This is a genomic window from Amycolatopsis sp. NPDC098790 (assembly GCF_044759945.1).
Lineage (GTDB): Bacteria > Actinomycetota > Actinomycetes > Mycobacteriales > Pseudonocardiaceae > Amycolatopsis.
The window spans coordinates 1,617,115-1,635,871 of sequence record NZ_JBIWAI010000001.1; the positions used below are offsets into that span (position 1 = coordinate 1,617,115).

An 18,757-nucleotide genomic window follows, 5' to 3' on the forward strand; every position below is an offset into this window, starting at 1 on the left:
GTTCCCATGGGTGACTTCCCCGGCGACGTCTTCCTCGCCGACTGCCCCGCCCGGCTGGCGATCGAGATCATCGCCGACAAGTGGGCGGTCGTCGTCGTGTTCGCGCTCAGCCGCGGGCCTCGGCGGCACGGCGAGCTCGTCGACCTCATCGGCGGCATCTCCCGCAAGGTCCTCACCCAGACCCTGCGCAAGCTCCAGGGCTACGGCCTCGTCGACCGCCGCGCGTACGCCGAGGCGCCGCCCCGCGTCGAGTACCGGCTGACCGAGCTCGGGCAGACCCTCGTCGAACCCATCGGCGTCCTGACGAAGTGGGCCACGGTCAACGGTGACGCCGTCGTCGCGGCTCAGGACGCCAGGTAGGCCTCGATCGCCGCCGCGAGCGTGGATGCGTACTGCTGGCGCCCTTCCTCGCTGGTCATCCGGGCCGCCTCCGCCGCGTTGCGCATGTTGCCGCACTCCACCAGGACCGCCGGGCGGGTCGACAGGTTCAGCCCGCCCAGGTCCGACCGCGCCGACAAGCCGTTGCCGCCGATGTAGTTCGACGTGCTGAACCCCGACGTCCGCAGCGTGTCGCGGACCACCTGGGCGAGCCTCGTCGACGGCTCGCCCTGCGCCGCGTTCAGCGGTGGTGCCGAATACGCCACGTGGAAGCCGTTCGCGCCCGCCGCCGTCGAGCCGTCCGCGTGGATCGAGACGACCGCGTCCGCCGCGGCCTCGTTGCCGATCGCCGCGCGGCGGTCGACGCACGGGCCGACCCCGGTGTCGTTCTGTCGCGTGTAGACGACGCGAATTCCCTTGCCCGCCAGCGCTTTTCCGACCCGCTGCGCGACGTCCCAGGTGAACGCGTGCTCGGGGTAGCCGGCGTTGGTCGCGGTGCCCGTCGTGTTGCACGGCTTGGTCTGCCCGCGCCCCGCCGGCACCTGGCGGTTGATCTCGGCCGGGTGCGAGCCGTTCCCGCCGTTGTGCCCGGGGTCCAGCACGACGACCCTCCCGGACGCGACCGGCGGCGGCGCGGCAACCGACGAAGACAGGACCGGCGAAGTGACCGGCGAAGGAGCGGAAGTCACGGTCGTCGGCGTGACCGTCCTGGTGGTCAAGGGGACCGGCGCCGCCGGGACGTCGTCGGAGCAGCCCGTGAGCAGCAGGGCACCGGCCAGCAGGAAGGGGACAATCGCGCGTCGCACGGCGACCACGGTGCCACAGCCCGGCACCCCGCGTGGCGCGACTACCCTGGTGGCTGACACAGGCGTGCAGAGAGGACCCGAGCGAATCATGGCGCAACCCGGCGGCGGCTTCGACATTTCCCAGCTCATGCAGCAGGCGCAGCAGATGCAGCAGAAGCTCGTCGAAGCCCAGGAAGAGCTCGCGAACACCGAGGTCACCGGCACCGCCGGCGGCGGGCTGGTCACCGCGACCGTCTCCGGTGACAGCCAGCTGAAGAGCCTCAAGATCGACCCGAAGGTCGTCGACCCGGACGACGTCGAGACGCTGTCCGACCTGATCGTCGCGGCGGTGCGCGACGCGTCGGCGAGCGCGCAGAAGCTCACCGAGCAGAAGCTCGGCCCGCTGGCAGGCGGGCTCGGCGGCGGTGGCGGCATGCCGGACCTCGGCAGCCTCGGCTTCGGCGGCTGACGAACTTGTACGAAGGTGTCGTCCAGGACCTGATCGACGAGCTCGGGCGGCTGCCCGGGGTCGGGCCGAAGAGCGCCCAGCGGATCGCGTTCCACCTGCTGGCCACCGACCCGGCCGACATCGCGCGGCTGCAGGACGTGCTCGGCAAGGTCAAGGAGGGCGTGCAGTTCTGCGAGGTGTGCGGCAACGTCTCCGAGCAGCAGAAGTGCCGCATCTGCCGCGACGAGCGCCGCGACCTCACGGTGATCTGCGTGGTCGAGGAGCCGAAGGACGTGCTGGCGGTCGAGCGGACGCGCGAGTTCAAGGGCCGCTACCACGTCCTGGGCGGCGCGCTCGACCCGTTGTCCGGCATCGGGCCGGAGCAGCTGCGGATGCGCGAGCTGCTCAAGCGCATCGGCGAGGCGGACATCAAGGAGATCATCATCGCGACGGACCCCAACACGGAGGGCGAGGCGACGGCGACGTACCTGGTCCGCATGCTGCGGGACTTCCCGGGGTTGAGCGTGACGCGCTTGGCATCGGGGCTCCCGATGGGCGGCGACCTGGAGTTCGCGGACGAGCTGACTCTCGGACGCGCGCTTTCGGGCCGGCGGGTGCTCTAGGGACCGTCGAGCCGATCCGGACGTTCCTGCTCCTCGGGCGGGCGCGGAAGGCGGAGCTCGTCGACATCCAGGACTGCGCCGAGCTGCCCGGCTCGTACGGGGTCCACCGGCGCGACGGGATGCTGGAGCTGACCATCGGCGGAGGTCCCGCTGTGGGAAATGGACGGCGTGCTCCGGCTGGAGCTGGTGCCGGGCGGGGTGGTGCGCTTCGTCCTGGAGTTCGACGGCGGCCCGAGGCGGGCCGCCGTCGCCGGCGAGGAGGACCTGCTCGCCACGCTGACCATCGGCGGGGTCGCGTTCTTCGAGAAGCTCGGTGAACTGACCCAGGAGTTCTACGACCAGGAGATCGAGAAGCTCACCGGTCGAAGCGGCGCAGGTCGTACAGGTCCATCAACCTGATCACCTTGTTCGCGTACTCCGGGTCGGTGGCGTACTTCCGCGCCACCGCCCGGACGAACGCGTCGGGGTCGTCCCGCACCGGCAACGCCGCCGCGTAGTTCGACGACGTCGTCAGCAACCTTCCGTAATCGCGGAATGAGTCGGAAATCGACGCGTACGAGCGGAAATACGCATCCACCGGGTGACAAGGCGCCGGAATGCACTCCGTCGTCGGGTAGGAAGCGCACCGCACCGCGATCGGTCCCGGGCTCGCCGGCGTCACGCACTTGAAGCCGAAGTAGTTCAGCTCGTTCACCGACAGCCGGCTGCGGCCCCAGTTCGACTCCAGGATCGACTGCGCCACCGTCACCGACGCCGGGATGTCGTACGCCGCGTGGATCGCCTGCGCGATGGGTCCCGCCGAGCCGACGTACGCCTCCTGGAAACCCGAGGAAAGCGCCGCGTCGCGCACCGACGCCTGGTCGATGGGCGGCGGGACCACCGCCAGCAGCGCCGCCAGTCCGATGTGGATCATGGCGACACTTTGCCCGGCTCACCCCCGGAAAAACGCGGGGTCACCCCAAAGAGACCTCAGCAGTAGCCGAGCTGCGCCAGCGTGTCGACGACGATCTCGGACGGGTGGTACTTGTCCATCCAGGACTCGCCGCGGCGGTTCTGGTATGTGTCGAGGAAGTTCTGCAGCTTGTCGCCGCGCATTTCCGTGAGCACGACCGTCTCGCCGAGGTGCTGCGGCGTCTCCGTGCGCTCGCGGTGCACCGCGCAGGGGAGCCCGAGGTAGTAGCACTCCGCCGAAAGACCACCCGAGTCGGTGACGACGTACTCGGCGCGCGCCACCAGCGGGAGGAACTTCAGGTAACGCATCTTCGGCTGGACGATGAACTGGTCGTCGAAGATGTTCCCGATGCCCAGCGCGCGGATCTTCTCGCGCTCCGGCGCGCCGGCCATGTACAGGATCGGCATCTTGCGGCTCTGCTCGCGCAGGATCTCCAGCGCCTCGCGGTACTTGTCCGGGCGCGAGACCAGCTCGAAGCGGTGCAGCGTGGCGAGACCGAACTTCTCCGGCAGGTTCGGCACGTCCAGCGGCCCGTTGATGGCCAGGCGCATCGCGTCGATCGCCGTGTTGGCCTCGGTGTCGACGACCACGCCGCGGGCGTTGCGGAGGTTGTTGACCTCACGCGCGCTCGGCGCGAAGTGGATGTCGACGATCTTCGCCGCGATCTTGCGGTTCAGCTCCTCGGGCAGCGGCGACAGGATGCTGCCCGACCGCGCGCCGGCCTCGACGTGCCCGACGCGGGACTTGAGGATCCGCTTGCCGATCAGCGAGCCGTACGGCGTGGTGAACGTGTCGCCGTGCACCAGCACCAGCGGGGGACGGCCGTCCTCGGTCAGCGCGGCGCGCAGCTCCTGGCGACGGCTCCACGCGGTGCGCAGCACCTGCGCGGCCCAGCCCGGCACCTGCGCCGGCGACTCGAGGTTGTGGGCCTTCTCCTCCGGCACCAGCCAGACGTCCGGCGCGGGCATGTCGAGGTCCGCGAGGACGTCCGCGACCTCGTCGACGTGCTGCGCGGTGAACCAGATCTTCGGCCGCATCCCGCGCTCGCGGATCCCGTGGTAGACGGGCGCGATCTTGATCAGTTCCGCGGTGGTGCCGAGAATGAAGGAAATCACCGTGAAAGCCCATTTCTGGTCGGGTGCGGTGGCGTAAGGATACTGGCCGACCTCCCGTGGGGGCCGCCGGGTAGCCTCGGCCCGGTGAGTGCGAACCCGCTCCTCCCTTCGCTCAGCGTCGTGATCCCGGTCTACAACGAGCAGGACTGGATCGAACGCAGTGTCGGCGCGCTGCTCGCCTCGGCCGAGACGGCGAACTGGCCGATCGAGGTCGTGGTCGTCGACGACGGCAGCACGGACGCCACGCCGTCGCGGCTCGACGAGCTGCGCGAACGCCACGGCATCACCGTCGTCGGCCAGGCCAACTCCGGCCGCTTCGAAGCCCGGCGGGCGGGCATCGCCAAGGCCTCCGGCAACCAGATCCTGCTGCTCGACAGCCGGGTCGTGGTGGACGACGGCTCCCTGACCTTCCTGCGCGACCAGCTCGTCGACCACCCCGAGCGCACGGTGTGGAACGGCCACGTCAACGTCGCCTCCGAAAACAACCCGTACGCCGGTTTCATGGCCGGGCTGGTGAAGATTCCCTGGCGCCGCTACTGCGCCGACCCGCGCCTGATGTCCTTCGGCATCGAGGAGTTCGACCTCTTCCCGAAGGGCACCGGATTTTTTTCCGCGCCGCGCGGCGTTCTCGAAGCGGCTTCGGACGCTTTCGTTTCCCTGTTCGACGACGTGCGCTTCGCCAGCGACGACACCGGCGTCCTGCGCTGGATCGCCGAGCGCCACCGCATCTTCCTCGCCCCGGAGTTCTCCGCGACCTACCACGGGCGCGACAGCTTCAAGAAGTTCGCCGCGCAGGCCTACTTCCGCGGGACGACGTTCGTGGACTCCTACCTCGGCTCGCCCGGACCGGCCCGCAACGGCCTCTTCGCCGCGTTCGGTGTCGGCCTGCTCGGCCTCGGCGTCGCGGTCAGACGCCCGAAGACGGCCGTGCTGCTCGCGGCCGCCGGTTCGGCCGCGGCCGGGGCCGCCGTGACGCGCTTCGGCGCGACGACCGCGGAGGCCAAGGCCGTCGCGAAGCTCGCCCCGGTGTTCGGGGCCGGGTTCGGCGCCGGTGCCGTCCGCGGCCTCGTCATGGCGCTGCGCGCCCGCCGGCGGCGGGGACGATGAGCTCCCCGGTGACCGACGAAGCGGACGGGCGCAGCCTGGCGAAGGAGACCGGGCGCTCGGCCGGGAAGATCGGCGTCTCGCTGCTCGTCGCGATCGCGCTCGGGTACGTCCTGACGCTGCTCGCCACCCGCTGGCTCGGCCCGGAGAACAGCAAGGTCTACCTCTCGTTCTGGGGCATCCTGATGGGCCTCGGCAGCGCGCTGTCGCCGCTGGAGCAGGAGCTGTCCCGCCAGTCCGCGGTGGCCGCGCTCGACGGCGGCAAGGCCGGCAAACCCGCGTTGCGCGCCCTGACCGTCGGTGCCGTGACCGTCGCCGTCGTCGCCGCGCTGACGATGACCGTGCCGGTGCTGTCGGACCGGCTCTACAACGGCAACACCGCCCTCGGCGTCATCGTGCTCTGCGGCGCGATCTCGTTCGCCTGCCAGTTCGCCGCCCGCGGCCTGCTCGTCGGGCAGCAGCGGATCAAGCCGTACTCCTGGCTGGTCGTGGCCGAGGCCGCGGTCCGCGTGCTCGTCCTGTTCGGGATCGTCGCCGCCGGGCTCACCGGCGTGACGTCGTTCGCGATCGCGGCCGCGGCGGGCTCGTTCGCCTGGCTGCTGTTCGTCAAGCCGGTCTCCGGGCTGGTCGACCCGCACGCCGACGGCGAGGGCTGGGGCCCGGTGACCGCCCGGATCCTCGTCCTGCTGACCGGCGCCGCGCTGACCGCGAGCGTCATCACCGGCTACCCGGCGATGGTGAGCCTGCTCGCGCCCGGCGGCTCCGAGCGCGACGTCGGCGTCCTCTTCGCGACGCTCACCGTGTCGCGGGTGCCGTTGCTGCTGCTCTCGCCGCTGCAGGCGCTCGCCGTGCCGACGGTCGTCCGGCTTTCGGGCACCGAAGACGGGCAGCACCGGCTGCGGAAGCTCCTCGCGGTCGGCGCGCTCGGCACGATCGTCCTCGGCGTCGTCGGCGCACTGGTCGGCTGGCTGATCGGGCCGTGGCTGGTCTCCCTGCTCTACGGCTCGGGCTTCGTCGCCCAGGGCTGGTGGGTCGCGTGGATGGTGTGGGGTGCGGTGCTGCTCACGGCGCTGCAGCTGATGACCGCCGTGCTGGTGGCGCGCAAGGAAGCGAACAAGGTGCTCGTCACCTGGGCCGTGGTCGCGGTCGCCACCGCCGCGACGCTGCTGCTCGTGCCGGGCGACCCGATCCTCAAGGCGGTCGCCGGGCTGGCCGGGGGCCCCACGCTGGGGCTCGTGGTCGTGTTGGCGTTCGTCCTCCGGCGGCCGGGCAACGTGCGGCCCGCCCCGGACGTCCCAGTAGGGTGACCCGGCCGGAACCGGGACAGGATCGGCGTGAAACGCCGGTGAGGTTGGACAGCGGAAAACCATGAACGTACTTCTGGTCGTGCTCGCCTTCTGGCTGCCGGGCCTCGTCTTCGGGGCCGCGATCCGGCTGCGCGGCTGGCTGCTCGCCGCGGCCGCGCCGATCCTGACGTTCGGCATCGTCAGCCTGGGCGTCCCGGTGCTCGGCGGGCTCGGCATCCGCTGGACGACGCTCGACGTCGCCCTGTGGACGCTGGTGCTCTCGATCGTCGGCTTCGGGCTCGCCTTCGGAGTGCAGCGCTTCACCGCGCGCCGCCACCCGGACTGGGCCGAGAAGGACGCCGAGGCGGCCGCGCCCGCCCGTTCGCTGCGCGAGCACCTGCTGATCGGCGCCGGCGTCGGCGCGGGCAGCCTCGTCGGGATCGTCACGTTCCTGCGCGGCGCCCGCGGCCTGAACCAGGTCCAGCAGGGCTGGGACGCGCCGTTCCACGCCAACCTCGTCCGCTGGATCGCCGAGCACGGCGACGCCCGGCCCTCGACCGTCGGCACCATCGCGAACCTGCCGAACCAGACGAACTACTTCTACCCGGACACCTACCACGCCCTGCTCGCGCTGGTCTTCGACAAGGCCGGGCTGGCGATGATGCCGACGCTGAACATGGGCGCGCTCACGGTGATCCTGTGCGTGCCGATCGGCGTCGCGGCGATGGGCCACGTCTGGCGGATGCCCGCGCTCGCGGTCGCCGCGGCCGCCGCGGTGTCGGCGTCGTTCACCAACTTCCCGTACGACTCGCTGTGGCGCGGCCCGCTCTGGCCGTACGTCGCCGGCGTCGCGCTGATCCCGGCGATGCTCGCGCTCGCGCGCCGGCTGCTGGAGCCGCGCGGGATCGCCGGCCCGGTCGCGATCGGCGTCGGCGTGGCCGGCCTGATCGGCCTGCACACCAGCGTCGCGTTCGTCGTCGTCGTGTACTTCCTGCTCATCCTGCTCGCGGTGCTCTTCAAGTTCGAGCGGATCGACTGGCGCCGGTCGGCGGCCTCGCTCGGGGCCACGGTCGCGCTCGCCGTCGTCTGCGGGCTGCCGCTGGCGCTGCCTTCGCTGTACAACGCGGGCGGCGTGACGAGCGCGTTCTGGGCGTCGGAGGCCACCGTCACCGGCGGTCTGGGCGAGACCCTCACGTTCTCGCCGATGGCCGCGTTCCCGCAGTGGTGGATCGGCGTGCCCGCTCTCATCGGCGTCTTCCTGCTGGTCAAGCACCGCCGGATGCTGTGGATGGTCGCCGCCTACGTCGTCTTCGGCGGGCTGTTCGCGGCCACCGTCTCGCTCGAGACGCCGCTCATCCACACCCTCACCGGCATCTTCTACAACGACCACTGGCGGATCGGCGCGCTGGTTCCGCTGGCCGGCGCGGTCGCGTTCGGCGAGTTCACCGACACCGCCGCCCGCTGGATCGCGCGCAAGGCGGGCGGCCGGCTGCCGAACGTCTCACCGGCGACGCTCACCGCGGTCGGCGTCGTGCTGCTGGTCGTCGTCATCGGCGGGTTGAGCCGCGGCGGCTACATCGGCCGCAACGCCGCCCGGCTGCAGCAGAACTACAGCGGCGGCCCGACGGTCAGCAACGACGAGCGCTCGGCGTTCGACTGGCTCGCGGGCCACGTCGGGCCGGGCGAGCGGGTGATGAACGGCAAGGCCGACGGCTCGGTCTGGATGTACGCGCTCGACGGCGTCCAGCCGGTCGAGTGGACGTTCTACGGCGCCGAGATGGACACCCCCGCCGGCTACCTCAGCATCTACCTCGACGACATCGACCAGTTCCCGCGCGTGCGGGAGCTGCTCACCGACCTCAAGGTCCGGTACGTCTTCGTCGGCAAGGGCAAGGTCACGAAGGACACCAACAGCGGGCCCGGCCTGATGCACCTCGACACGACCCCCGGCTTCAAGGTCGTGTTCCGCAACCCCGGCGCGACCGTGTACGAGATCGAAGGCCAGCAGGGCGTCGTCGCAGCCGGTGCGGCTCCAGGGTCCGCGGCCGGTAACGGGCAGTGAAAGGCTAGAGTGATCGCGTGTCCAGCACCTCCGTGACCAGCCGCCGCGTGCTCATCGTGATGCCCGCGCTGAACGAGTCCGCGAGCGTCGCTTCGGTCATCGACCAGGTGAAACGCGCTCTGCCGAGCGGTGACCTGCTCGTCGTCGACGACGGTTCGGTCGACGAAACCGCCAAGCTCGCCCGCGCGGCCGGGGCCGAGGTGGCCCGCCTCGCGGTCAACCTGGGTGTCGGCGGCGCGATGCGCACCGGCTTCCGCTACGCCGCCGCCCGCGGGTACGACGTCGTCGTGCAGGTGGACGCGGACGGCCAGCACGACCCGGACGAGCTCGACGCGCTGCTGCGCGGGCTGGACGACGCCGACATCGTGATCGGCTCCCGGTTCGCCGGCAAGGGCTCGTACAAGGCGAGCGGGCCGCGCAAGTACGCGATGGTCGCGCTCTCGCTCGTGTTCTCGCGGCTGGCGAAGACCAAGCTCACCGACGTCACGTCGGGTTTCAAGGCGATGGGGCCGCGCGCGATCCGGCTGTTCGCCGGCTACTACCCGGCGGAGTACCTCGGCGACACCGTCGAGTCGCTGGTGATGGCCATCCGGGCCAAGCTGACCATCAAGGAAGTCCCGGTCGTCATGCGGGAGCGCGCGGGCGGCACGCCCAGCCACTCACCCGTCAAGTCCGCCGTCTACCTGAGCCGGGCGGGGCTCGCGCTGCTGCTGGCGCTGGTGCGCCGCCGGCCCGCGGTCGACTCGTCCGACTCGGCGTAAGGGGAAGCAGAAATGCAGGGTTGGCGCATCCTCAGCATCGTCGTCGCCTGTGTCGTGCTGTTCGTCGTCCTCGAGATGATGCGGCGGCGGAAGCTGCGCGAGAAGTACGCGGGCGTGTGGCTCGTCGTCGCGGTCGGCGTGGTCGTCCTCGCGGTGCTGCCGCAGGCGGCCGAGTTCCTCGCCGAGCACACCGGCGTGCAGACGCCGTCGAACTTCGTCTTCCTCCTCGCCGGCGTCGTGCTGGCACTGGTGTCGCTGCACCTCTCGACCGAGGTCGGGCACCTGGAGGAGGAGGTGCGCACGTCGGTCGAGGAGATCGCGCTGCTGCGCTGCGAGCTGGAGGACGCCAAGCGCGAGCTGGCGGGCCGGATCAGCGAGCTGGAGGCGCGCACGACCGCGCCGGACGACGTCAAAGGGCTTCCCGAGGTCGAGCGCGTCAGCAAGTGACGGCTTGATCGAGGCCCTGCTGGCCGCGCCCGCCCGCCTCGGCGGCGTCCGGGTCCTGGCCATCGACGGCCCGTCGGGTGCCGGGAAGTCCACGCTGGCCGCCCAGGTCGTCGCCGACCTGCGGGCGCGCGGCTGCCGGACCGAGCTCGTGAGCACCGACGCCTTCGCCACCTGGGACGACCCGGTTTCGTGGTGGCCGCGGCTGGTGGACGGCGTCCTGCGGCCCCTCGCGGCCGGCGTCGAAGGGGCTTACCGGCGGATGGACTGGACGAGCGGGACGCCCCGGCCGGGCGAGCTGGTCCGGGTGCCCGTGCCGGACGTCCTGGTGCTGGAGGGCGTTTCGAGCGGCCGCACTTCGGCAAGACCCCTGCTTTCGCACCTCTGCTGGCTTTCCGGCGGCTCCGACGCCGAGCGGCTGGCCCGGACCGTCGCGCGGGACGGCGTGGCCGCACAGGCCGAACTGGGCCGCTGGCAACGCTTCGAACGCGGCTGGTTCGCCGTCGACGGCACCGCGTCGGCCGCCGGATCCGACTTTCGTAGGGGTTCATCCGGTCACCGTGCGTGAGCGTTGGACTCCGTATCGATCAAGGTGGAACGGTTGCGCCACCACGACCGGGCTAACGTTGGTACCGCCATCTGAGTTAGTGATCCGGCACCGGGTGGAGTTGCGGGCCACAAACGGTCACATTTTGTCACGATTTACGGACACATTGCGGTCAAATCGGTGCCCACGTAGCGCGATCGTAACCTCACGTACTTAAGCCCAGGCCGACTTCCCGCTAGTGTCGCTGGGCACACCGATCGTCCGTCGAGTTCCTGACCGACCGGACGGTGACTTTGAAACCCGAACATCTCCCAAGGGGTGCCAGATGCAGCAATTGCGGCTGACCCGAACACGCCGCGTGGCCCTGATCGGGCTCGCCGGCGCGCTCGCGGTTTCGCTGTCCGCTTGTGCGGAATCCAAGCGTGAAGAGGGCGCGGGGGGTGGTTCCGGGGGCACGATGATCTTCGGTGCGGCCGGTAACCCGAAGTTGTTCGACCCGATCTTCAACGACGAGGGCGAGACCTTCCGGATCACGCGGCAGATCTTCGACACGCTGATCCAGAACAAGCCGGGCACCGCCGACCTCGAGCCCTCCCTCGCCGACAAGTGGGAGCCGAGCAACGACGGCAAGACCTGGACCTTCAGCCTGAAGCAGGGCGTGAAGTTCTCCGACGGCACCCCGTTCGACGCCACCGCCGTCTGCTTCAACTTCGACCGCTGGTTCAACATGAAGGGCGCCGCCGCCCAGAGCCAGATGATCTACTACGCCGACGTCTTCGGCGGCTTCGCGAAGAACGAGAGCGACGACTACAGCGACCCGGTCTACAAGAGCTGCGAGGCGAAGGACCCGGCGACCGCGGTCCTCAACCTGAACAAGGCCAAGGGCGCGTTCCCGGCGGCGTTCACGCTGCCCTCGTTCTCGATGCAGAGCCCGACCGCGCTGAAGCAGTACAACGCGGACCAGGTCACGCAGAGCGGTGACTCGTTCACCTACAGCGAGTACGCGAACAAGCACCCGGTCGGCACCGGGCCGTTCAAGTTCGACAGCTGGGACCAGGGCAAGGGTGAGATCACCCTGTCCAAGAACGACACCAGCCCGACGCAGACGGCGAAGCTCGACAAGCTGATCTTCAAGGTCATCCCGGACGAGAACGCCCGCAAGCAGGCCCTCAAGGCCGGCGACATCCAGGGCTACGACTACCCGGCGCCCGCCGACTACAACCTGCTGCGCGGGGACGGCGAGCAGGTGCTCGTGCGGCCGCCGTTCAACGTGCTGTACCTGGGCATCAACCAGTCCGGCCCGGCCGGGGAGAAGCTGAAGGACGTCCGCGTCCGCCAGGCGCTGGCCTACGGCATCAACCGCGAGCAGTTCGTCAAGAGCAAGCTGCCCGAGGGTTCCGAGGTGGCCACCGAGTTCGTCCCGAAGACGATCTCCGGCTACACCGACGACGTCACCAAGTACCCGTACGACCAGCAGAAGGCCAAGGACCTGCTGCAGCAGGCCGGCGCGACGAACCTGACGCTGAAGTTCTACTACCCGACCGAGGTCACCCGTCCGTACATGCCGAACCCGGCGGACGTCTTCACGTCGATCTCCGAGGACCTGAAGGCCATCGGCGTCAAGGTCGAGGCCGTCGCCAAGCCGTGGAACGGTGGCTACAAGGACGACGTGCAGAAGTTCGGCAAGCAGGACCTGCACCTGCTCGGCTGGACCGGTGACTACAACGACGCCGGGAACTTCGTCGGCACCTTCTTCGGCCGCAAGAAGCCGGAGTTCGGGTTCGACAACCCGCAGCTGTTCCAGGCGCTGGCCGCCGCGGACGCTTCGCCCGCCGGCGACGCGCACGCCAAGGCGTACCAGGACGTGAACAAGCAGATCATGGACTACCTGCCCGCGATCCCGATCTCCTACGGCCCGCCCGCCATCGTGGTCGGCCCGAAGGTCAAGGGTCTGGTCGCCAGTCCGCTGACCGATGAGCGGTTCAACACCGTCACCGTGAACTGACAGTTCCACCACGCGAGGCATGGGGTGGGTGCTACCGCGCCCACCCCATGCCCGTACTCAGCGGGCTCGCCCCAAAGGACTGCAAGTGCTCCGTTTCCTCGTGCGTCGGCTGCTACAAGCGATACCGACGCTCCTCATCCTGTCCATCCTGGTCTTCGCCTGGCTCCGCTCGCTGCCCGGAGGGCCCGCGGCCGCCCTCCTCGGCGACAAGGCGACGCCGGAGAAGATCGCCAACCTCAACCACGTGCTGGGGCTCGACCAGCCGGTCATCATCCAGTACTTCAAGTTCCTCGGCCGCGCGGTCACCGGTGACTTCGGCGCCTCGCTGGTCTCCACCCAGCCGGTGATGTCGGAGATCGGCACGTTCCTGCCGGCCACCATCGAGCTGGGGATCTCCGCGATGATCGTCGCGGTGATCATCGGCATCCCGGCCGGCTACCTCTCGGCCCGCTACCGCGGTGGCGCCGCTGACAACGTGATCATCGTGCTGACGCTGATCGGTGTCGCGGTCCCCGTGTTCTTCCTCGGCTACATGATGCAGGACCTGCTCGCCGGGCCGCTGGGCCTGCCGTCGCAGGGACGGCAGACCGCCGGGCTGGACGCCACCGCCGTCACGAACTTCGCGATCCTCGACGGCATCATGACCAGCGAGTGGGACGCCGTCTGGGACGCGATCAAGCACCTGATCCTCCCGGCGTTCGCGCTCGCGACCATCCCGCTCGCGGTGATCACGCGGATCACGCGCGCGTCGGTGCTGGAAGTGCTCAACGAGGACTTCATCCGCACGGCCAACTCGAAGGGCCTCACGCAGCCGGTGGTCCGCCGCCGGCACGTGCTGCGCAACGGCCTGCTCCCCGTGGTCACCACGATCGGCCTGCAGACCGGCGCGCTGCTCGGCGGCGCGGTGCTGACCGAGCGCGTGTTCAACTTCCGCGGCCTCGGGTTCCTGCTGGCCGAAGGCATCGAACGGCGTGACTACCCCCGGCTCCAGGCGCTGCTGCTGTTCGGGGCACTGGTCTACGTGCTGGTGAACATGCTGGTCGACGTCTCGTACGGGATCATCGACCCGAGGGTGCGTGTGCGATGAACACTCTGCTGAACAAGAAGAAAGAGCCGATCGACAAGCTCGCCGCGGCGAGCGGGCACAGCCTCGGCGGCGAAGCCCTCCGTCGGATGCTGCGCAGCCCGGTCGCCATCACCGGAGCCGTGATCACCGGCCTGTTCGTGCTGCTGGCGGTGTTCGCGCCGCTGGTCGCGCCCAAGGACCCGTTCGAGCGGTACCTGCAGGACAAGGTCGCCCTCGGCCAGGGGATCATCCCCGGCGCCCAGCCGGGTTACCCGCTCGGCGTGGACGACTTCGGCCGCGACGAGCTGTCGCGGCTGATCGCCGGCGCGCAGAACACCCTCCTGGTCGGCGTGCTGGCCACGGTGATCGGCGTGCTCCTCGGCGTCATCATCGGCGGGCTCGCCGGTGCCTTCGGCGGCTGGGTCGACACCGTCCTCATGCGACTGGTCGACGTCATGCTGTCGGTGCCGTCGCTGCTGCTGGCGATCTCGGTCGCGGCGCTGTTCGCCAAGCCGAGCCAGTGGACGGTGATCCTCGCCGTCTCGCTGATCGGCGTGCCGATCTTCGCCCGGCTGCTGCGCGGTTCGATGCTGGTGCAGCGGGGCAGCGACCACGTCCTCGCGGCGACGTCGCTGGGCGTGAAGCGCGGCGCGATCGTGTTCCGGCACATGCTGCCGAACTCGCTCGGCCCGGTCATCGTGCAGGCGACGCTGACCCTGGCGACCGCCATCCTCGAGGCCGCGGCGCTGTCGTTCCTCGGGCTGGGCGACCCGGACCCGAACCGGGCGGAGTGGGGCATCATGCTGAGCAAGGGTGCCCGGCAGTTCCTCGACGTCCGGCCCGAGCTGGCGTACTACCCCGCGATCGCGATCATCGTCGTCGCGCTGGGCTTCACGCTGCTCGGCGAGTCCCTCCGCGAAGCCCTCGACCCGAAGAACAGGCGGTGAACCCCCATGGCACTCCTTGAGGTCCGTGATCTCACGGTCCAGTTCGTCCGCCGTGGCGAGCAGTCGTTCACCGCGGTGGACAACGTCAGCTTCGACGTCGAGCCGGGCCAGACGGTCGGGCTGGTCGGCGAGTCCGGCTGCGGCAAGTCCGTGACGTCGCTGGCGATCATGCGGCTGCTGGCCAAGCGCGGCAACAAGGTCAGCGGTTCGGTGCGCTTCGAAGGCACCGATCTGCTCAAGCTGTCCAACAAGGAAATGAGCGACCGCCGCGGCCGCGACCTCGGCATGGTGTTCCAGGACCCGCTGTCCTCGCTGAACCCGGTCATCCCGATCGGGCTGCAGATCACCGAGGTGCTGGAGCGCCACCGCGGGATGTCGCGCAAGGCGGCGTCCGTCGAAGCGGTGGACCTGCTCGACAAGGTCGGCATCCCCGACCCGTCGCGCCGGCTTTCCGAGTACCCGCACCAGCTTTCCGGCGGGATGCGGCAGCGCGCGCTGATCGCGATCGCGCTGGCGTGCCGGCCGCGGCTGCTCATCGCCGACGAGCCGACGACCGCGCTCGACGTCACCATCCAGGCGCAGATCCTGGCGCTGCTGCGGGAACTGGTGCAGGACACCGGCACCGCGCTGATCATGATCACGCACGACCTCGGCGTCGTCGCCGGGCTCTGCGACGAGGTCAACGTGCTCTACGGCGGCAAGATCGTCGAGCGCGCGCAGCGGCACCAGCTGTTCGCCGAGCCGCGGCACCCGTACACGCACGGCCTGCTCGCCTCGATCCCGCGCCTCGACGCGGGCCGTGGCGAAAAGCTGATCCCCATCCGGGGCTCGGTGTCCGACAACATCCCGTGGGACCACGGGTGCGCGTTCGCGCCCCGGTGCCCCAACGCGCTGCCGGTCTGCCGTGAGGTCCAGCCGCAGCTGGTGCCCGACCAGGGCGGGCTGCTGCGCTGTCACAACCCCGTGCGGCCCGCGGTCGCGGCGGGAGGAGGAACCCGATGACCCGTCCTGCTGGTGACGTGCTGCTCGAGGTCGACGACCTCAAGGTGCACTTCCCGATCAAGCGCGGCGTCGTGTTCGACCGGACGGTCGGGCACGTGTACGCGGTCGACGGCGTCGACCTGGCCATCCGCCGCGGCGAAACCTACGGCCTGGTGGGCGAATCGGGCTGCGGCAAGTCCACTTTGGGCCGGGCGATCCTGCGGCTGAACGAGCCGACCTCCGGGTCCGTGAAGTTCGACGGCACCGACGTCGCCCAGCTCAAGGGAGAGGAGCTGCGGAAGGCCCGGCGCCGGATGCAGATGATCTTCCAGGACCCGATGTCCAGTTTGGACCCGCGCCAGTCGGTGGAGTCCATCCTGCTCGAGGGCATGCACGCGCACGGCCTCGACAAGGACAAGGAAGCCACCCAGCGGCGGCTGCGTCAGCTGCTGGCCGCGGTCGGCCTCCCGGAGACGTCGCTGCGCAAGTACCCGCACGAGTTCTCGGGCGGGCAGCGTCAGCGCATCGGCATCGCGCGGGCGCTGGCGGTGGAGCCGGACCTGATCGTCGCCGACGAGCCGGTGTCCGCATTGGACGTTTCGGTGCAGGCCCAGGTGGTCAACCTGCTGGAGGACCTGCAGGACCAGCTCGGGCTGACGTACGTGGTGATCGCGCACGACCTCGCGGTGGTGCGCCACATCTCCGACCGCATCGGCGTGATGTACCTGGGCGCGCTGGTCGAGGAGACCGACGCGGACTCGCTGTACCGGGACCCGCTGCACCCGTACACCCGGGCGCTGCTGTCGGCCATCCCGGTGCCGGACCCGCAGGTCGAGGACACCCGCGAGCAGATCCTGCTCGCCGGTGACCTGCCCTCGCCGGCGAACCCGCCGTCGGGCTGCCGCTTCCACACGCGCTGCCCGTGGCGGCAGGCGAGCCTGTGCGACACGGACCGCCCGCAGCTGCGCGAAGTCGGCGGCGGCCACCGGGTGGCGTGCCACTACGCGGAGGACATCCGCGACGGGCGCATCCAGCCGCACGAGGTCAAGCCGGAACTGGTGGAGCTCACCGGGGCGCTGAACCCCGACCTGGGCCCGCCGGACGTCGGCACGGCCGCCGAGATCCTCTGAGTTCTCGCGTTTCTGAGGGCCGGCCGGGGCTGTTCGCCCCGGCCGGCCCTTTTTCACGGCTTGAGGTCGAGCGCTGCGCTCATCGAACCGTCCATGTAGAACGGCGTCGAGTCGTGGACGTGGGTGATCCGCCACTCGCCGTCCTGCTCGCGGAAGCAGACGGTGGACCGGAACCACAGTTCGAAGGGCTGTGGCAGGCCCTTGGGTGTCGTCGACAGCCGGGTGAGCGCGTGGCAGTACGCGATGCCGCCGCCCACGGTGATTTCGAGGTCGCGGGTCTCGTACTCGATCGGGCCGTCGAAGGTGGCGAACCACGCTTCGCGGGCTTCGACGTCTTCGCCGTGGTGCACCAGCGGCGGGGCGAGGGTGAACGCCACGGCGTCCGGTGCGTACTGCGCCGCCAGCGCCTTGGCGTCGCGGGCGGTCATCGCCTTCGCACGCGCCGCCATCAGGTCGCGAATCCGCTGCTCGGTCATGCCATCCTCCTGGGGTGTGGTGCCTACGGAGGGGACGTAGGCGCCGCCGCGCGGATTTCGACACCCTTGCGGAGGCGATCGTGAAATATGTGGTGCTGATCTACGGCAACCCCGAGTCGCGCCAGGCGTGGGAGGGGATGAGCGAGGAGCAGCGGGCCGCCGGGCTCGCGTACTACCAGCAGCTCAACGACGACCTCGACGAGTCCGGCGAGCGCATCGTCTCCGAGCGGCTGGCGTACCCGGAGCTGACGACGCGGATCAGCGCCGGCACGACGACGGACGGGCCGTTCGCCGAGGCGAAGGAGTTCCTCGCCGGCTTCTACCTGCTCGACTGCGCGGATCTCGACCGAGCGCTGGAGATCGCGGCGCGCGTCCCGGAGGCGGCGTTCGGGGTGGTGGAGGTGCGGCCGGTGATGGGGCTGCACGGGCCGGAGCTGTGAACCCGGAGCTGCTGCGGACGCTGGCGCCCCAGGTACTGGCAGCGCTGGTCCGGAGGTACGGCGACTTCGAGGCGTGCGAGGACGCGGTCCAGGAGGCGTTGCTGGCGGCGTCGCAGCAGTGGCCGTCATCGGGGATCCCGGACCACCCGAAGGGGTGGTTGATCACGACGGCGTCGAGGCGGCGCATCGAGCAGTTGCGCAGCGAGTCGGCCCGTCAGCGGCGGGAGGTGGCGGTGGCGCTGTCGGAGCCGCCGGACCCGCTGGCTGCTTCCGGGGTGGACGACACGCTGACGTTGCTGCAGCTGTGCTGCCACCCGGCGCTTCCGCGGCCTTCGCAGGTGGCGTTGACGCTGCGTGCGGTGGGCGGCTTGACGACGGCGGAGATCGCCCGCGCGTTCTTGGTCCCCGAGGCGACGATCGGCCAGCGGATCAGCCGGGCGAAGCGCTCGCTGCGCGGGGTCCGCTTCGCCGGCGACGACCGTCCCGAGCGCCTGGCGGCGGTGCTCGAAGTGTTGTACTTGATCTTCACGGAGGGGCACACGGCGAGTTCCGGCGGTGCGGTGAGCCGCGTCGAGCTGACGACCGAGGCGATCCGGCTGGTGCGCGGGCTGCACGCGGAGGTGCCGGCCGACGGCGAGGTCACGGGTCTGCTGGCGCTGATGTTGCTGACGGAGGCCCGCCGCCCGGCCCGGGTGTCGGCTTCGGGGGCGCTGGTGCCGTTGGCTGCGCAGGACCGTTCGCTGTGGAACGGGTCGTTCATCGCGGAGGGGGTCGCTTTGATCACGGGGGCGCTGGTGTCGGCACCGATCGGGCCGTACCAGCTCCAGGCGGCGATCGCGGCGGTCCACGCGGAGGCGTCTTCGGCGGAGACGACGGACTGGACGCAGATCTTGACGTTGTACGACTTGCTGCGGGTGGTGGCGCCGGGTCCGATGGTGACTTTGAACCGGGTGGTGGCGTTCGCGCAGGTCCACGGGGCTGAGGCGGGGTTGGCGGAGCTGGCGCGGGCTTCGGATCCGGCGCTTGTGGGGCACTATCGGGTGGATGTGGTGCGGGGGCATCTGCTGGAGGAGGTGGGGGATTTCGCCGGGGCTCGGGAGGCGTACTCGGCTGCGGCGCGGCGGACGTTGAGTTTGCCAGAGCAGGCTTACCTGCAGGCTCGGGCTGCGAAGCTCAAGCCCTGAGCCGCACCGGAATCTCGGCCCGC

21 protein-coding genes are annotated in these 18,757 nt (G+C 70.3%); 17 read left to right on the top strand and 4 right to left on the bottom strand.

The features are described 5' to 3' along the window. Positions 1–6 precede the first annotated feature (6 nt). Positions 7–360 carry a winged helix-turn-helix transcriptional regulator gene (locus ACIQWX_RS08105; RefSeq protein WP_400867178.1) on the top strand — a complete coding sequence of 118 codons (354 nt, stop codon included), beginning with the start codon at positions 7–9 and terminating at the stop codon, positions 358–360. Here ACIQWX_RS08105 and ACIQWX_RS08110 read toward each other — a convergent pair. Next, positions 345–1,193, bottom strand: a complete 849-nt coding sequence (locus ACIQWX_RS08110; RefSeq protein WP_400867180.1) for an N-acetylmuramoyl-L-alanine amidase — start codon at positions 1,191–1,193, stop codon at positions 345–347. The genes ACIQWX_RS08105 and ACIQWX_RS08110 overlap by 16 nt on opposite strands. A 79-nt stretch (positions 1,194–1,272) precedes the next feature. On the opposite strand from ACIQWX_RS08110, the gene ACIQWX_RS08115 reads away from it, so the two are divergent. From ACIQWX_RS08115 to ACIQWX_RS08125, 3 genes are all read left to right on the top strand, one after another. Continuing rightward, positions 1,273–1,632 (top strand): YbaB/EbfC family nucleoid-associated protein, encoded by a 360-nt coding sequence (locus tag ACIQWX_RS08115; RefSeq protein WP_400867182.1) that lies wholly within the window; start codon positions 1,273–1,275, stop codon positions 1,630–1,632. A gap of 5 nt (positions 1,633–1,637) precedes the next feature. Further along, positions 1,638–2,234, top strand: a complete 597-nt coding sequence (gene recR, locus ACIQWX_RS08120) for a recombination mediator RecR (protein ID WP_364014686.1) — start codon at positions 1,638–1,640, stop codon at positions 2,232–2,234. A gap of 159 nt (positions 2,235–2,393) precedes the next feature. Further along, positions 2,394–2,633, top strand: a complete 240-nt coding sequence (locus ACIQWX_RS08125; protein WP_400867185.1) for a hypothetical protein — start codon at positions 2,394–2,396, stop codon at positions 2,631–2,633. Here ACIQWX_RS08125 and ACIQWX_RS08130 read toward each other — a convergent pair. Next, positions 2,590–3,147, bottom strand: coding sequence for a glucosaminidase domain-containing protein (locus tag ACIQWX_RS08130; RefSeq protein WP_400867187.1), 558 nt, complete (start codon positions 3,145–3,147; stop codon positions 2,590–2,592). The genes ACIQWX_RS08125 and ACIQWX_RS08130 overlap by 44 nt on opposite strands. A gap of 56 nt (positions 3,148–3,203) precedes the next feature. After that, on the bottom strand, positions 3,204–4,301 hold the full coding sequence (locus ACIQWX_RS08135) for a UDP-N-acetylglucosamine 2-epimerase (protein WP_400867189.1): 1,098 nt from the start codon (positions 4,299–4,301) through the stop codon (positions 3,204–3,206). An 84-nt stretch (positions 4,302–4,385) separates the two neighbouring features. Here ACIQWX_RS08135 and ACIQWX_RS08140 point away from each other — a divergent pair, with 84 nt between their 5' ends. The 11 genes from ACIQWX_RS08140 (at position 4,386) to ACIQWX_RS08190 (ending at position 16,634) form a co-directional block, all read left to right on the top strand. Further along, on the top strand, positions 4,386–5,408 hold the full coding sequence (locus ACIQWX_RS08140; RefSeq protein ID WP_400867191.1) for a glycosyltransferase family 2 protein: 1,023 nt from the start codon (positions 4,386–4,388) through the stop codon (positions 5,406–5,408). 8 nt (positions 5,409–5,416) lie between these two features. Further along, the gene (locus tag ACIQWX_RS08145) at positions 5,417–6,712 is read left to right on the top strand and encodes a lipopolysaccharide biosynthesis protein (RefSeq protein WP_400867193.1); all 1,296 of its coding nucleotides are present in this window, start codon (positions 5,417–5,419) and stop codon (positions 6,710–6,712) included. A 61-nt stretch (positions 6,713–6,773) separates the two neighbouring features. Beyond that, a complete protein-coding gene (locus tag ACIQWX_RS08150) occupies positions 6,774–8,753 on the top strand; it encodes a DUF6541 family protein (RefSeq protein WP_400867195.1) in 1,980 nt (659 codons plus the stop codon). A gap of 59 nt (positions 8,754–8,812) precedes the next feature. Then, on the top strand, positions 8,813–9,514 hold the full coding sequence (locus tag ACIQWX_RS08155; RefSeq protein ID WP_372671766.1) for a glycosyltransferase family 2 protein: 702 nt from the start codon (positions 8,813–8,815) through the stop codon (positions 9,512–9,514). A gap of 12 nt (positions 9,515–9,526) precedes the next feature. Next, complete coding sequence (locus ACIQWX_RS08160) at positions 9,527–9,961, top strand: DUF2304 domain-containing protein (RefSeq protein ID WP_400867197.1); 435 nt, start codon at positions 9,527–9,529, stop codon at positions 9,959–9,961. 4 nt (positions 9,962–9,965) lie between these two features. Continuing rightward, positions 9,966–10,526 carry a uridine kinase gene (locus ACIQWX_RS08165; RefSeq protein WP_400867199.1) on the top strand — a complete coding sequence of 187 codons (561 nt, stop codon included), beginning with the start codon at positions 9,966–9,968 and terminating at the stop codon, positions 10,524–10,526. A gap of 304 nt (positions 10,527–10,830) precedes the next feature. Then, complete coding sequence (locus ACIQWX_RS08170) at positions 10,831–12,510, top strand: ABC transporter substrate-binding protein (protein WP_400867201.1); 1,680 nt, start codon at positions 10,831–10,833, stop codon at positions 12,508–12,510. A gap of 85 nt (positions 12,511–12,595) precedes the next feature. Beyond that, positions 12,596–13,597, top strand: coding sequence for an ABC transporter permease (locus ACIQWX_RS08175; RefSeq protein ID WP_400867203.1), 1,002 nt, complete (start codon positions 12,596–12,598; stop codon positions 13,595–13,597). Further along, entirely contained in the window at positions 13,594–14,523 is a 930-nt protein-coding gene (locus ACIQWX_RS08180) for an ABC transporter permease (RefSeq protein ID WP_400867205.1), read from the top strand. Before ACIQWX_RS08175 ends, ACIQWX_RS08180 begins: the two co-directional genes overlap by 4 nt. Before the next feature lie 6 nt (positions 14,524–14,529). Continuing rightward, positions 14,530–15,525 (top strand): ABC transporter ATP-binding protein, encoded by a 996-nt coding sequence (locus ACIQWX_RS08185; protein ID WP_400867207.1) that lies wholly within the window; start codon positions 14,530–14,532, stop codon positions 15,523–15,525. Further along, positions 15,522–16,634, top strand: a complete 1,113-nt coding sequence (locus tag ACIQWX_RS08190; RefSeq protein ID WP_400867209.1) for an ABC transporter ATP-binding protein — start codon at positions 15,522–15,524, stop codon at positions 16,632–16,634. Before ACIQWX_RS08185 ends, ACIQWX_RS08190 begins: the two co-directional genes overlap by 4 nt. Before the next feature lie 53 nt (positions 16,635–16,687). Here the strand turns inward: ACIQWX_RS08190 and ACIQWX_RS08195 are convergent, their stop codons facing one another. Beyond that, positions 16,688–17,110 (bottom strand): YybH family protein, encoded by a 423-nt coding sequence (locus ACIQWX_RS08195; RefSeq protein WP_400867211.1) that lies wholly within the window; start codon positions 17,108–17,110, stop codon positions 16,688–16,690. 80 nt (positions 17,111–17,190) lie between these two features. On the opposite strand from ACIQWX_RS08195, the gene ACIQWX_RS08200 reads away from it, so the two are divergent. Both ACIQWX_RS08200 and ACIQWX_RS08205 read left to right on the top strand, forming a co-directional pair. Continuing rightward, on the top strand, positions 17,191–17,550 hold the full coding sequence (locus ACIQWX_RS08200; protein WP_400867213.1) for a YciI family protein: 360 nt from the start codon (positions 17,191–17,193) through the stop codon (positions 17,548–17,550). Further along, entirely contained in the window at positions 17,547–18,734 is a 1,188-nt protein-coding gene (locus ACIQWX_RS08205) for an RNA polymerase sigma factor (protein ID WP_400867215.1), read from the top strand. The genes ACIQWX_RS08200 and ACIQWX_RS08205 overlap by 4 nt, the downstream gene beginning before the upstream one ends. Positions 18,735–18,757 lie beyond the last annotated feature (23 nt).

What these genes read in the sequence shown, in the direction of transcription:
- ACIQWX_RS08105 (WP_400867178.1), top strand. Translation starts at nt 7, where the DNA reads ATGGGTGACTTCCCCGGCGACGTCTTCCTCGCCGACTGCCCCGCCCGG.
- ACIQWX_RS08115 (WP_400867182.1), top strand. Translation starts at nt 1,273, where the DNA reads ATGGCGCAACCCGGCGGCGGCTTCGACATTTCCCAGCTCATGCAGCAG.
- ACIQWX_RS08125 (WP_400867185.1), top strand. Translation starts at nt 2,394, where the DNA reads ATGGACGGCGTGCTCCGGCTGGAGCTGGTGCCGGGCGGGGTGGTGCGC.
- ACIQWX_RS08130 (WP_400867187.1), bottom strand. Translation starts at nt 3,147, where the DNA reads ATGATCCACATCGGACTGGCGGCGCTGCTGGCGGTGGTCCCGCCGCCC.
- ACIQWX_RS08150 (WP_400867195.1), top strand. Translation starts at nt 6,774, where the DNA reads ATGAACGTACTTCTGGTCGTGCTCGCCTTCTGGCTGCCGGGCCTCGTC.
- ACIQWX_RS08155 (WP_372671766.1), top strand. Translation starts at nt 8,813, where the DNA reads ATGCCCGCGCTGAACGAGTCCGCGAGCGTCGCTTCGGTCATCGACCAG.
- ACIQWX_RS08160 (WP_400867197.1), top strand. Translation starts at nt 9,527, where the DNA reads ATGCAGGGTTGGCGCATCCTCAGCATCGTCGTCGCCTGTGTCGTGCTG.
- ACIQWX_RS08170 (WP_400867201.1), top strand. Translation starts at nt 10,831, where the DNA reads ATGCAGCAATTGCGGCTGACCCGAACACGCCGCGTGGCCCTGATCGGG.
- ACIQWX_RS08180 (WP_400867205.1), top strand. Translation starts at nt 13,594, where the DNA reads ATGAACACTCTGCTGAACAAGAAGAAAGAGCCGATCGACAAGCTCGCC.
- ACIQWX_RS08185 (WP_400867207.1), top strand. Translation starts at nt 14,530, where the DNA reads ATGGCACTCCTTGAGGTCCGTGATCTCACGGTCCAGTTCGTCCGCCGT.
- ACIQWX_RS08190 (WP_400867209.1), top strand. Translation starts at nt 15,522, where the DNA reads ATGACCCGTCCTGCTGGTGACGTGCTGCTCGAGGTCGACGACCTCAAG.
- ACIQWX_RS08195 (WP_400867211.1), bottom strand. Translation starts at nt 17,110, where the DNA reads ATGACCGAGCAGCGGATTCGCGACCTGATGGCGGCGCGTGCGAAGGCG.